Origin of the sequence: Pseudoalteromonas sp. T1lg76, from assembly GCF_002964725.1 — a bacterium.
In the GTDB taxonomy this organism is placed as follows: domain Bacteria; phylum Pseudomonadota; class Gammaproteobacteria; order Enterobacterales; family Alteromonadaceae; genus Pseudoalteromonas.
This window is the reverse complement of sequence record NZ_PQCE01000031.1, coordinates 1-13642: the sequence shown is the minus strand read 5'-3', so window position 1 is coordinate 13642 and position 13642 is coordinate 1. Positions and strand designations below refer to the sequence as shown.

Below are 13642 nucleotides of genomic sequence, written 5' to 3'. Positions count from 1 at the left end.
CTAGCTAAACGCTAGAGCGGCTTCTTCTTCCTGGCCATGGTTTATCACCTTATTACGTCCCGTTTCTTTGGCGCGATACAGGGCGTTATCGGCACAGGTAAGCAAGCCCATCAGACAAGGTGTGTCGGGTGTTTTTTCCGCGGCGCCGATACTTACGGTAAAGGTCAGCGCCGCCTTGTCGGGAAGCTCGATTTCAATCGCGCCAATGGCGTGGCGCAGGTTTTCAGCCACCGCCAGGGCACTGGCAATATCGGTTTCGGGCAGCACCACCACAAACTCTTCGCCGCCATAACGCGCCAGTGAATCGCTGGCCCTTAGGTTGGCCTTGAGAGTTGCGGCCACTTGCTTTAATGCCTCGTCGCCGACCAGGTGACCGTGCACGTCATTGATCTTTTTGAAGTAATCGATATCCAGCAGCAGTAATGACATGGGGTGCTGATAACGCTTGGCATTTTCAAACAGCTCTTCGCCTATCGACATAAACATACGACGGTTGTTGATCCCCGTCAGCGCATCGGTGGCAGCGAGGGCCTTTAGCTCTTTTTGGTAGAGATCTATGTTGTGGCTGAGTAAAGCCATGATGAAATAGGTTTCTATCATGGTCACGTAAATAACCGAATAAAATAACTGGCGTTCAGATTGACCATCAAGCGAAATAATGGGTGTGGTGCCCCCTGCCTCTGAGCATAAATAAAAAAGAATGCCGCTGGCTAAACTAAAGATAAATTTTTCCACTCGATCATTTTCGTTAAAGAGCAGAAAAACCCCAGGGGTGATAATGAGATAATAAAAATGAAATCCAGCACCGACGCCAAAGGTATGCACACTAAAGAGGTAAACGTGTGCCATCAGTACGGTAAAAAACCATACCTTGGCCCCTCGGTAGAAGCGTTTATGGGAGAACAACAAACCCACGCCATAACAGGCAACAAAGACCAAGTTAATAGCTGCGACTGAGGTCTGGTTTAACGAAAGAAGAAAATACAGAGCGTACAACAAGGCAACCACACAGGTCACCACACTAACCAGGTTAGTGGTTTGCACCTTTGTTGCTTCAACGTGTTCAAGGCGATCCGTGCCTATATTTATAAAACCCAGGTGAACAAGTTTTCTTATCATAGGGAGCGATTTTTACCGACGGCGCTGTGGCCGCACACTTTATTATTGTGACCTTATTCTGCCACAGCCTTTGTTTATATGTTACTTAATCAATGTGAATTTTTAACCTTATGGTAACTTTATTGATTAAATCAGAATACGCCTGGGATCAAGCGATAGCGCACCCGCTTGGTATAATCCCTGTAACCCACTAACTCGTTTTGCAAGGTTTTATCTTCTAATCGAGTTCTTATCAGGGTAATAAGGATAGCGAAAGCGGTTGGGATCAGAGTCCAGAAAGAGTCCAGCGCCAGCACTATGCCAAACAAGGCCAGAATACTTCCCGCATACCCGGGATGGCGAATTAATCGATACGGGCCAGTATCACACACCACATGGCCCCGCTCCGTTTGAATGCGCACCACACTGGCGAAAAAGCGGTTTTCCACCAATGCCCAGGTAGCATACCAATAGCCAAGGGCGACCAAGATAAAACCCAGACAATTAAGCCACAGGGGAAGAGAATTAGACCATGAATACCTATGGTCCAGCGCGGCCACTATGATCATGGGAAAACCTATGCTGATAGCCATTAAAGGAGCCAGTACCTTATCCCAGGGTTTGGCTTTTTTAATGCTTGCAATATTATGCCGCTCGGCTATCAGCCCAGGATTATGTCGCTCTGCCAACATATGCCCGCCAACACCAAAGACAAACACCAGTGCCGAATAAACCCAAGCCTGCCACCAATAAATATCCGAGCTACAAATAAATAAGATCACCGGAAATGAAAGATACAGCAGGATAAGGTCAAGCCATTGACGTGTGGTCATGCTTTGCGGGGCGGTTTTTAAGTGTGAATTGGCTGGCATTTCAGTACCAAAATAAGGGTTAACAGCGAGACTTGCTGGTTAATCCGTGCACATGGCGTATTCGGCGACGCCATCGAAAATTCTTTGGTAGCAGCCGCAGGGATCATTATCAACCTTGCACTGGCCAATGACTTCACTGCCTTCGCCCACAAAATCGCCGACAACAAGACAATCTCCCTCGCATTCAGAACCACTGCGACATTGTTTGCCGGCATCGGGATACTTGTATATACAAGCGGGGATGGCATTCATACACACAGCTTTTATCACCCCGCCCTTATCTAGGCAGGCGATCACATCAATGCGCGCTAGGGCATCTGCCCTCATTTGTTGCAAGGCAGCGTCCGGATTCTCGTTTGCGGCAAACAAGCCAGACGAAAATAATAAGGCAATAATGAGTTTCCAGTATTTCATAATTCCAACGTGTAATTATCACTGTGGCGTCGGGCTCTGTGTGTAAGCGTTAAAACCCAGACGCAATTATTAGGCGAACCTTTGCTAATTATAGATTCAAATACTAATTGTCACTCGAATTACCCGCCCTAAGTCGTTACTATTTAGCAAACACATTATTCGAGAAAAAACCTTAGATGATCGAACAAGAAATAGCCCAGGTAGAGCGCTACTACCAGATGGCGATTGATTTCCTAGTAACTTACAGTGCTCAGCTGGTATTGGCTCTGATACTACTGGTTTTCGGGCTCTGGTTGGCACAACGCATTAGCCGCTGGATATTCACCCTAATGCAGGGTCGTAACATAGACATTACCCTGACGACCTTTACCAGTAACCTGGTACGCGTCTTACTTATTGTCACCTTTGTGGTCATCGCTCTGGGTAAAGTAGGCATCAGCGTGACTCCCTTCGTCGCCGCCATAGGTGCTGCTTCCCTAGGTGCTGGTCTGGCATTGCAAGGCATGTTGTCAAACTATGGCGCGGGTCTGGCCATCATTGCCACCCGCCCCTTTGTGGTCGGCGACACCATTACGGTTAAGGGCGTCACAGGTCAGGTCAGCGCCATTGAGCTGGGCATGACGCATTTGCGCGATGAAGACGAAGTGGAGATCACCATTCCCAACAAGCATATTGTCGGTGAAATCATCCACAATTCATTCGATTACTCTCTAGAAGAAGGTACCATTGGCATTGCCTACGATGCCGATTATGAGCAGGCGGAAGCCTTGATTTCTGAAGTATTAGAGTCGCAAACGGGTATCGCGCAAACACCCAAACCTCAGGTAGGGATTAACGAATTTGCCGACAGCAGTGTGGTGATCTTATATCGCTATTGGGCGCCCACCAAGGCCAAGGTCGCCACCCGGCTTGAAATCAACAAGGCAGTATTTCAGGCCTTACAACAGGCGCATATAGAGATACCCTTTCCTCAGCGTGTGGTTACACTTAAGCAAGAAGCCCATTCTTAACCTTCTTAATCTAGGGCACGCTCCGGCGTGCCCGCACGCTTAGACCCTGCCACCCTAGCCCGCGCCAATAGGCTATACTCATAGCAAATAAAAAGTGTTTAAAAACAGGGCGTAAATATGTTCTTTGGTTTAATGTCGGCAAATATCCGCAATAAAGTTCCGCTCGCCGCAGCCATGCTGATTCTTATTGCTATCGCACTGATAGGGATAATGCTTGCATACGAGCCCGCGGATGTTGAACCTGCAGCCAGCGCCGAGGTTAGTCCCCCACTCACGCCCTCGCAGGCGAGGTTAAATGAGACCCCGGATCTACTCAGTCCCGACTTTATCGCCACCAAGGGCAGTCACTGCGAAAAGTATTACCTTATCTATAAGCAAGAGCCTAGCCAGCACAATGAAGAAGTCGCGCGGCAGGTATGTCGTAATTTCAATTAGCAACCGGGCCATCACCTGTAAGAAATGCCGCCGGGAGCCACTTTTACTCCCTTACCCGAGTGCAAAACATTGATATACAACTCAATACAATCTCATGTATGATGACCGAGTTATGAATAAAATGTTACTATCTGGGCAATATGATGAATGGGAAAGATAATAACTGGATTTTAGTCGTCGATGACGACATCGAGTTAGCGCAACTAGTGTCAGGGTTTCTTGAAACCAACGGCTATAAAACCAAAATTGAGCACAACGGCTTGAAAGCGCTGCAAACCATAATCACCGAGCAGCCTACTCTGGTGGTGCTTGATGTCATGCTGCCGGATATGGACGGACTGTCTGTATGTCGCCAGGCTCGCTATGGGTACCCGGGGTTAGAGGGCACCTACGACGGCCCTATCCTTATGCTTACCGCCTTGGACAATGACATTGATGAAGTAGCCGGCCTCGAAACCGGTGCCGACGACTACTTAGCCAAGCCGGTGCGCTCGCGGGTTCTGCTAGCCCGGGTACGTGCTCTGTTGCGCCGCAACCCTCATGAAGTGGCGCCTTTACCTAGTACAGAAGTACAGGAACAAGAGCCGGTTGAAGATGAGGCCTTAATAAAGTTCGATGATCTGGTAATAGATAAGAAGTATCAAAGCGCCGAGCAAAACGGCAAGGCCGTAGATTTGACCACAGCGGAATTTGAATTACTGGCGCTGCTTGCCAGCAATCCTGGGGTGATCTGCGACAGGGAGTTTATATCCGAGCATTTTGCCAAGCTTGGCTATGAAAGCTCCAATAGAACCATAGACTTGCGCGTATCACGTATTCGTAAAAAGCTTGGCGATGATAACCATCCTTCGACTAGAATTAGAACTATCCACGGTAAAGGCTATCTGTTTGTAGGGGATAGATAACACGATGCGCTTTAAACTGGTATTACTCTTATTTTTACTCCTAGGTACCGGGCTTTGGCTCAGTACCTCGGTGCAGGGTAATGACGGTACAGAACAAAACTCGGTGGCACAGCTTGAGGCACAACTGCCGCAGGCCAAGGGCGCAGACAAAAGTCTGATTTTAACCGAGCTGGTTGAAGCCTATCGTGATAACAATCCGCCGCGCAGTTTAGACTATGCCGAGCAGGCCTTGGCCATCTTTGCCAAGTATCCTAATGCTAAGCGTCAGATCACGGTCCTTAATAACATGGCCTGGGCCCATATCACCCTGGGCCAATACGAGCAGGCACAGGCCCGTACCGATCAAAGCCAGGCTTTGTCTAAAGAAGCCGACTATAAACGCGGCCTGTATGTATCTGTTACCATGCAGGGGATCATCTATTGGCGTACCGCCAATTACCAGTCCGCACTGAAAAACTTTGAGCAGGCACTTGAGATAGCCGAGGAGCAAAAAGACACCCGCGGCATCGCCAACACCACCAATTATATTGCCATTATTCACCAGACCTTGGGCGAGCCAAAAAAAGCGCTGGAGTATTTTCAAAGCGCCTTTGAACTGCAACAGCAAATTGGCGAAGAGAAAAGCATCGCCGTATCTCTCAATAACCTGGCCAATATACACGGCACCAGCGGCAACTACAGTTTAGCCCTGGATTACCAACTAAAGTCCCTGACCATACGCGAGCGTATTAACGATGTTCCCGGCCTGGCGCAGGTGCTTGGCAACATAGGCCTAACCTACTTCTATCTTGAAGACTATGATATGGCCTTGTCTTACCTGCAGCGGGCACTGGGTTATTACGAAACCCTGCAGGACAAGCTTGGCATTGCCGAAATGCTGACCAACCTGGGAGCCGTGCACCAACGTAAACACCAATTTGATGCGGCACTGCATCAATATCAATCCGCCTTGGAACTTGCCCAGGAATTGGATGATGTTGCCATGATGGCACGTATAAAAATTGATATTGCCAGCGCCTATATAGAGTTGGGTGATGCGGGCTTGGCTCAGGAATACGCCGAGCCAGCATTGCAAAAAATCATTGATTTAAAAATTATCCCCCTGCAGGCCAATGCCTTGTTGGTCAGCGCCAAAACGGCCAGACTCAAAGGCGAGATAACCCAAGCCATACATTTAACTAATCGCTCCATAGAGGTGGCAACTGATGTTGAAGATAAGCGCATGGTGCGCGATGCCTATCAGTATCTCTATCAGATCTATAAGGACAAGAATGAACTGGCCGAAGCGCTTCACTACCTGGAGCTGTTCAAGCAGGTCAACGATGAAATGTTTAACTCAGAGAGCGATCAGCGCGTTGCCTTCTTATTAAGCCACTTTGAAGCAGAAAAAAGAGAACAGCAGATCAAACTCTTGCAGGCGGATCAAAGCCTAAAACGCAGCGAGATTGAACAGCAAAGATACACACGTAATGTGTGGATCGCCTCCCTGTGCGCCAGCTTTGCCTTTATCCTGCTTTTCGTAAAGCGGATGCATCAAAATAAGATAAACCGCTCATTAAATGAAAACATCAAATCGCAGCGCGAGCTGATTCAAGCGGTTGCCCATGAATTTAGGGCGCCCTTGGCACGGGTGCAACTGGCCTTCGATATGCTTGAGGACTCACTTAATGGCGACAACGGCAAGCTGTTAACCACCAAGATAAATAATGGCCTTACCGAGCTCGAAAAGCTGGTCAAAGAAGCGTTGGATTTTATCCAATTAGAGAATAAATCTCGGGCGCTACACACCAGTGAAATTAAGCTCGGCAATCTACTGTCGCGACAACTCGAGTCCCATGTCGACCTCTACGCCGATATTCATTTCGAGCTCACCGAGAAGGGACCCCAGCCTTGTGTGGTGCAAGCCGACAGTCATCAATTGAACCGCGCTGTTTCCAATATAATTCGCAACGCCGCCCGTTTTGCCGAAACACAGGTGCATGTCACTTTAAATAACCTAGCGCACCATTATGAGATCTGTATTGAAGACGACGGTCCCGGTATTCCCGTAGCCGAGCGCCAACGGGTGATCGAACCCTTTGTGCGCCTCGACTTAAGTCGTTGTCGCGATTCAGGCGGTGTGGGCCTGGGTCTGGCGCTGGCGAAAAAGATAAGCGAAGCCCATGGTGGTAAGTTGATCGTAGGTTCATCGAGCCTAGGCGGCGCCAAACTCACCATTCGCTGTCCGAAAAAACCACCCACCATCAATAACGCCTAATGTAGGTCGGCCTTCAGGCCGACAAATATACACATGATTCACGCTGTAGCTCGGCATTTGCCGCCAAGGTTGTAGGTCGGGCTTTCAGAGCGACGCTTAAGCAACATTCTTCCTTTGTCGGCGCAAAGCACCGACCTACAAATGGCACCATCTCGTGGTAGGTCGGCCTTTAGGCCCGACGATTAAGCATCATTCTTCCTTTGTCGGCGCAAAGCACCGAGCTACATATAGGCACCATCTCGTGGTAGGTCGGCCTTCAGGCCGACAAATATGCACATAATTCACGCTGTAGCCCGGCCTTTGCCGCCAAGGTTGTAGGTCGGGCTTTCAGAGCGACGATTAAGCAACATTCTTCCTTTGTCGGCGACAAAAAAAGCATCGCCCACAACACCGACCCACATTAGGTCGCTTCTATCCCAACAAAAAAACAACATAAAGACCCACTTTTGGAATAAAGTGACCGACCTATACGCAAATTGCCTAGAAATTATCAGTTAATTTGATAACTGCAACTTATCGAATAATTCTTCTATTTTTCCGATACTTACCATACTTATTTAGGATTTTTTTGAAAGTTTTTTGTCATTACTGTGTACAAAAGGTTAAATTTATTTGATCTTTAGTGTCCATATGTATATAAATGTATATGTTGAGTCATTGAAATTGATTCCTCACTCCTCTCAGAGTTAAGGGATCACGTTATATTTTTTAGCAAGTTCAAATATTTATGCCTGAGCACCAGAAGCCGCAAAGATAAATAGCATTGAACACCAACTAGTAGGTCATACGCGTTTTCGCGGTGTACGGACAACACCAAGGTAACGCCAACCCCTACACACATTGGAGCAAAGTTATGAAGGTAACAAAAATAGCGAGCGCCTTAGCGGCATTAACACTTAGCGCAGCAGCAAGCGCTCAAGCAGACGATTCTCGTTTTGTAATCCAGGTTGATAACAACAGTAAAGGCGTTATCAAAGCACTAGCCATTCAGTCTGGCGCAGAAATTAAAGTAGATGGCGAAGGTTTCTTTGCCGCTAGCTTCCCTGGCATGGACCTTTCTCAGGTTAAGGGTGTTCTTAATAACCCACATGTAAAACTAATTGAAAAAGACCAAATCCGTAAGCCATTCGCTCTATACAACGACGATGCCGGCAACCCTATGACCGGTCAGCTTACACCGTATGCTGTGTATCAGTCACAGGCTAACCAAGTACCTTTCATCGCCGGCGCAGGCATGAAAGTATGTGTTATCGACTCTGGTCTTGATAAATCAAACCCTGATTTCAACTGGGCTGGCATCACGGGTGATTATGACCCAGGCACAGGCGATTGGAATGTAAACGGTGGTCCACACGGCACGCACGTAGCCGGTACCATTGGCGCCAGCGATAATGAATACGGCGTAGTGGGCATGGCCCCAGGCGTTGAAATGCACATTGTTAAGGTATTCACCGAGCGCGGCTGGGCTTACTCTTCAGATCTTGCCCATGCAACTAACCTATGTAGCCAGGCCGGTGCCAACATCATCAACATGAGCCTAGGTGGCGGCGGCAGCAACAGCATTGAAGGTAATGCCTTTGCTGAATTCAGTGCCAATGGTGGTCTGATCGTAGCGGCGGCCGGTAACGATGGTAACTCAGCTGCTTCTTATCCTGCAGCCTACCCTGCAGTAATGATGGTTGGTGCCAACGACGCTGACAACAAGATTGCATCTTTTTCTCAGTTTCCAAGCTGTACAACCGGCCGCGGCAAGCGCGCCAACTTCGATGAAACCATCTGCGTTGAAGCAACAGCCGGTGGCGTTCAAACGCTTTCTACCTACCCTGCGGGCATGGCGGGCATTGCAGCGCTAAATGCCGATGGTACTTTCTATAGCACGGCGGGCATGGAAAACGGCGGTGATGTTACGGCTGCAGCTTATTTCATGGGCACAGCAGAGTCTGTTGACAGCGGCGCTAACGGTCGTGTTTGTGTTATCGACCGCGGTAATATCAGCTTCCACGATAAAGTTGCTAACTGTGAAGCCTCAGGCGGCGTCGGTGCGGTTATCGTCAACAACGTTGATGGCGTACTTTATGGCACCCTAGGTGATTTCAACAGCACCTCAATTCCTGCTGTAGGCGCAGACTTGGCTGACCGCGATGCCCTAGTTAACGCTGCATCAATCAACGTCAGCGTGACCGCATCAGATTATGGTTACATGAGCGGTACCTCTATGGCTTCACCTGCGGTAGCCGGTGTTGCAGCCCTGGTATGGTCAAACCACACCGAATGTACGGGTGAGCAAATCCGTGACGCATTGAAGATGACTGCCGAAGACCAAGGTGCAGCGGGTCACGACGTATACTTCGGTTACGGTATCGTTAAGGCCAAGGCCGCGCACGATTACCTAACGCAAAACGGTTGTGGCAACACCCCAACTCCGGGTGAGCTATCACTGAGCGCCACACATACCTTTGCCAAAGGCAAAAACCAGGTAGAGCTTGTAGCCCTAGGTGCGTCGTCTGGTAGTGCAGATATCTACCGTGATGGTGCCAAAATCGCCACTGTTGCCAATGGTACTCAGTACAACGATGCCTTCTCACGTAAGGCTAGCGGTACCTACACCTATAAAGCCTGTGATCAAAACACCACAGACTGTACTGCTGAGCAAGTGATCTCTTTCTAAGCAGAAACTAATTTCTAGTTGGACCTTAACCAAAGCAGTGCGCCCATCCCCATTGGGCCTCTGCTTTTTTTCTTCATATACCCGACCCAAATTCTTTAACGCCACTGCGCGTACCAAGCCCCCCATATAAGCGATAGGCTTTAACCTGGCCAATGCATCAGGCGCTGCCAACAGCTTGCCAACGAGGAACACCTGCAACCTTGAGCCCCCTTGCCCCTGGTATTAACACAGGCATCTAAGGTCAACCTCTCAAGGCTTATAAAACCCCTAGTTAAAGCCCCACAAGCAGCTTTAGTGCAAGACTCTGCTCTTTTGACACCAGTCCCCTGCTCCGCTTTCCAGCAAGGCTGAGCGCCTATCGGCCAGCACTCGGAGTTCGTTTGTATACAGTGTATACATGTTCTCGCCACGGTTTAAAATCAGCAGGTTGTGATACAAACTCATATACATTTACATGCTCTCTGGGTTTTTCTCCGGCCTGGGAATGCCCCTGCACATCTCTGCATAAATAACGCGCAATAGTGCATAAATACTGGCTTTATAGGACATTTGTCCTGCTAACAATTCTATTGCAATTTACACATCAATAGACAAAAACACGAAATTCTTCCGATGAAGAAAAAATATTTTGTCATTTTCCTGTAATAAAAACCCCTTTTAAATCAACCTTCTGCATACTTTCTATACGTTTTTTATAAATAAATGTGAATTTTTTGCGTCATTTTTATTGATCATATACAAATGAAGGTATATAACTATATACATTCGCATACAAGAAGTGCGAGCGTGCGACTTACAGGGAGAATGAAGTGGGTACGTACAAGTGAACCAACCATAAGTTAAATTTACATACAACAGGAGATCAGATGATGAAAACGCCCAAGAAGTCATCTTCCAAACTAATCAAAACACTAGTAGGTACTACACTATTAGCTGGTATCAGTCCTGTTGCTTTAGCAGTAGCGCAAGCGCCACACAAAGCAGCACCAGAATACGATCAACAAACTGTTATCGTTAAGTTCAAACAAAAAGTAGCAAAGAAAGAGCGTAAAGAGCTTGCTCGCAACCTTGGCGTATCTTTCAAAGATAAAAACAATGACGGTGTTGATGACCGCCTACGCAACATTGCTAACGGTCGCCTTGCGGTACTAGATCTTGGCCAAGGCCGTAAAGTTGATGCGGTATTGGCTGGCCTTAAAAACCACCCACTTGTAGAGTATGCAGAGCCTAACTTCATCGTTAAGCATCAAGCGACTCCTAACGACCCTAGCTATGCAAACCTTTACGGCATGCAAAAAATCTCTGCCGAAGCGGCATGGGATTACACCATCGGTGATGCATCAGTAATCGTGGGTGTTATCGACACAGGTTTCGATTTCCAACACCCTGACCTTGTAAACAACATCTGGCGCAACCCGAACGAGATCCCTGGAAACGGTATCGATGACGACGGTAACGGTTATATCGACGACATCCACGGTATCTCAGCCATCCTAGACAATGGTAACCCTCAAGACACTGGTCTTCACGGTACTCACGTAGCCGGTACTATCGGTGCTCAAGGTGACAACAACCTAGGTGTTGTTGGTGTAAACTGGCGTACCAGCATGGTAGGTTGTAGCTTCCTGGGTTCAGGTGGTGGTACCCTAGCCGATGGCGTTCAGTGTATCGACTATATGATCGGTCTTAAAAATGCTGGTAACAACGTTCGCGTTCTTAACAACAGCTGGGGTGGCGGTGGTTTCACGCAAACTCTTAAAGATGCAATCACAGCAGCTAACAACGCCGATATGCTATTCGTAGCGGCAGCAGGTAACGATTCATCTGATATCGATCCAGGCGGTTTCTACCCTGCAGGTTATGACGTACCAAACGTAATGGCCGTTGCTTCTACCGACAGCCAAGACAACCTTTCAGGTTTCTCAAACTTCGGTGACGAGCTAGTACACATTGCCGCTCCTGGTCACTTCATTGTTTCAACTGTTCCTGGTGGTGGCTATGACACACTAAGCGGTACTTCAATGGCCACGCCTCACGTAGCCGGTGCTGCAGCGCTTCTATTATCTGGTAACCCAGACCTAACTACTGCGCAGCTTAAACAGGTTCTAATGAGCACGGGTGATGACTTAGCCGCATTACAAGGCAAAACCATCAACGGCAAGCGCATGAACGTGTTTAATGCCTTGGCTGATTCAGGCGGTACGGGTCCTTCATTCTTTATGAATGCCACACCTTCGTCTGCAACGGTTAACCAAAGCGAAAGCCAAGACTTCGTTATCGACCTTACCGCTGCCGGTGGTTTCACAGGCGATGCGACTCTAAGCCTGTCTACTGTTCCAGCTTTAGATGCACAAGTGCTATTTAGTCAAAACCCAGTTGCTGCTGACACAGCCACAACTATGACTATCAACACTACAACTGCAACTGCTCCTGGTACATACCAAATGACGGTTACAGCGGTAGACGGTGATATCACTAAGACATTACCTCTAACTCTTCGTGTATGGCCTGAAGGCAGCACCTCTACCAGCTTCAGCAATAACGAAGCGGTATTGATTGCCGATGATGCACCAGAAGCACCAGCTGAGAGCGTAATCAATGTACCTCACGAAATGATCATCACTGAGGTTGCAGGTCACGTTGACATCACTCACGACAACATCGCTGACCTAGTGATCAAGCTAGTAGCACCTAACGGTAAAGAGTCTGTACTTCGCAGCTTCGAAGGCCAAGCGGGTAACCGTCTTGAGATGGACTTTGTAAACTACGACCACGAGCTTGATAACGCTCTAGGTAACTGGACGCTACAAGTAGAAGACCACAACAACAACAACGCCGGTATTCTAAACAACTGGACGTTGAAGCTAAGCGGCGCACCTCTAGGTGCTACTGACTTCGCTCCTAACGTGTCTATCGCAACTCCTGAAAACAACAGTGCCTTCCTTGTTGGCGAAACTGTAAGTTTCTCTGCAAATGCAAGCGACACTGAAGATGGCGACCTAACTTCAACTGTTGTATGGACGTCAAGTGTTGATGGTGTTATCGGCAACGGTGCAAGCTTCACTAAGTCTGACCTATCTGCTGGCGACCACGTAGTAACGGCTTCTGTTACCGACTCAGCGGGTCAAACGACTAACCAGAGCATCGAGTTCTCTGTAGCAGCTGCTAACACTACGGTAAGTGGTTCTAACAACACAGCCATTGCACTTCCTGAGTGGGGCGGCCGTGTATTCACTGAAATCGACCTACCTACCGGTGTTGCTATCGATGCCCTAGAAGTGTCTGTAAACATCTCTTACGATTCAGTTCAATACTTGAACGTTTGGTTACAGTCTCCTGCTGGTACTCTAGTGAAACTAGTAACTTGGCGTGACTTCTGGAATAAAGACCTTATCCATACCTTTACTCCAGTAGAATTCGCAGGTGAGTCAAGCAAGGGTAAATGGCGCCTATACGCTGAAGATACGTCAAGCTACACCATGAACGGCGTACTTAACAGCTGGAGCATCTCAGCATCTAACGGTGACGCGATACTACCACCACCGGCTGAAAACACTGCACCTGTAGTGACTATCACTGCACCTACTGGTGGCACTAGCTTCAACCTAGGCGACAGCGTAACCTTCGAAGCAACAGCTATCGACGCAGAAGAAGGTGACATCAGTTCACGTATCGATTGGTACTCAAACTTCAACGGTAAGATTGGTACTGGCGGTCTATTCAGCACTAACTCACTAGTTGCAGGCGACCACACAGTAACTGCGGTAGCGTGGGATAATGATGAAGCATTCGACTCGAAGCAAGTAACTCTGACTGTTGTAGATGCACCTGCAAACGAAGCGCCTGTAGCTGACTTCAGCTTCGCCGCTACTGACCTTAACGTTCAGTTCACTGACCTATCTGGTGACACTGACGGTGCGGTAACAACTCACTCTTGGGACTTCGGTGACGGCGCTAGCTCAACTCTAGCTAACCCTTCACAC

At 48.3% G+C, this 13642-nt stretch carries 9 protein-coding genes; 6 read left to right on the top strand and 3 right to left on the bottom strand.

Features of this window, described 5'->3' with window-relative positions:
• The 3 genes from C2M35_RS11335 to C2M35_RS11325 all read right to left on the bottom strand — a co-directional run bounded on the left by C2M35_RS11335 (position 1) and on the right by C2M35_RS11325 (position 2384).
• Positions 1-1119 (bottom strand): GGDEF domain-containing protein, encoded by a 1119-nt coding sequence (locus C2M35_RS11335; protein ID WP_105265375.1) that lies wholly within the window; start codon positions 1117-1119, stop codon positions 1-3.
• A 131-nt stretch (positions 1120-1250) separates the two neighbouring features.
• The gene (locus C2M35_RS11330; RefSeq protein WP_105265374.1) at positions 1251-1970 is read right to left on the bottom strand and encodes a methyltransferase family protein; all 720 of its coding nucleotides are present in this window, start codon (positions 1968-1970) and stop codon (positions 1251-1253) included.
• Between the two features lie 39 nt (positions 1971-2009).
• Entirely contained in the window at positions 2010-2384 is a 375-nt protein-coding gene (locus tag C2M35_RS11325; protein ID WP_105265373.1) for a hypothetical protein, read from the bottom strand.
• A 176-nt stretch (positions 2385-2560) separates the two neighbouring features.
• Here C2M35_RS11325 and C2M35_RS11320 point away from each other — a divergent pair, with 176 nt between their 5' ends.
• The 6 genes from C2M35_RS11320 to C2M35_RS11295 form a co-directional block, all read left to right on the top strand.
• Positions 2561-3394: a mechanosensitive ion channel family protein gene (locus C2M35_RS11320; protein WP_105201353.1), complete on the top strand. Its 834-nt coding sequence runs from the start codon at positions 2561-2563 to the stop codon at positions 3392-3394.
• Positions 3395-3511: 117 nt separating this feature from the next.
• Positions 3512-3829 (top strand): hypothetical protein, encoded by a 318-nt coding sequence (locus C2M35_RS11315; RefSeq protein WP_105265372.1) that lies wholly within the window; start codon positions 3512-3514, stop codon positions 3827-3829.
• A gap of 140 nt (positions 3830-3969) precedes the next feature.
• Positions 3970-4734 (top strand): response regulator transcription factor, encoded by a 765-nt coding sequence (locus C2M35_RS11310; RefSeq protein ID WP_105201355.1) that lies wholly within the window; start codon positions 3970-3972, stop codon positions 4732-4734.
• A 4-nt stretch (positions 4735-4738) separates the two neighbouring features.
• The gene (locus C2M35_RS11305; protein WP_105201356.1) at positions 4739-6991 is read left to right on the top strand and encodes a tetratricopeptide repeat protein; all 2253 of its coding nucleotides are present in this window, start codon (positions 4739-4741) and stop codon (positions 6989-6991) included.
• An 853-nt stretch (positions 6992-7844) separates the two neighbouring features.
• Entirely contained in the window at positions 7845-9659 is a 1815-nt protein-coding gene (locus C2M35_RS11300) for a S8 family serine peptidase (RefSeq protein ID WP_105201357.1), read from the top strand.
• A gap of 866 nt (positions 9660-10525) precedes the next feature.
• The coding region (locus C2M35_RS11295; RefSeq protein WP_105265371.1) for a S8 family serine peptidase at positions 10526-13642 on the top strand (3117 nt) is incomplete at its 3' end.

Excerpts from the sequence above, each read along its gene's own strand:
- C2M35_RS11315 (WP_105265372.1), top strand. The coding sequence starts at position 3,512 with ATGTTCTTTGGTTTAATGTCGGCAAATATCCGCAATAAAGTTCCGCTC.
- C2M35_RS11300 (WP_105201357.1), top strand. The coding sequence starts at position 7,845 with ATGAAGGTAACAAAAATAGCGAGCGCCTTAGCGGCATTAACACTTAGC.
- C2M35_RS11335 (WP_105265375.1), bottom strand. The coding sequence starts at position 1,119 with ATGATAAGAAAACTTGTTCACCTGGGTTTTATAAATATAGGCACGGAT.
- C2M35_RS11325 (WP_105265373.1), bottom strand. The coding sequence starts at position 2,384 with ATGAAATACTGGAAACTCATTATTGCCTTATTATTTTCGTCTGGCTTG.
- C2M35_RS11320 (WP_105201353.1), top strand. The coding sequence starts at position 2,561 with ATGATCGAACAAGAAATAGCCCAGGTAGAGCGCTACTACCAGATGGCG.
- C2M35_RS11330 (WP_105265374.1), bottom strand. The coding sequence starts at position 1,970 with ATGCCAGCCAATTCACACTTAAAAACCGCCCCGCAAAGCATGACCACA.
- C2M35_RS11305 (WP_105201356.1), top strand. The coding sequence starts at position 4,739 with ATGCGCTTTAAACTGGTATTACTCTTATTTTTACTCCTAGGTACCGGG.
- C2M35_RS11310 (WP_105201355.1), top strand. The coding sequence starts at position 3,970 with ATGATGAATGGGAAAGATAATAACTGGATTTTAGTCGTCGATGACGAC.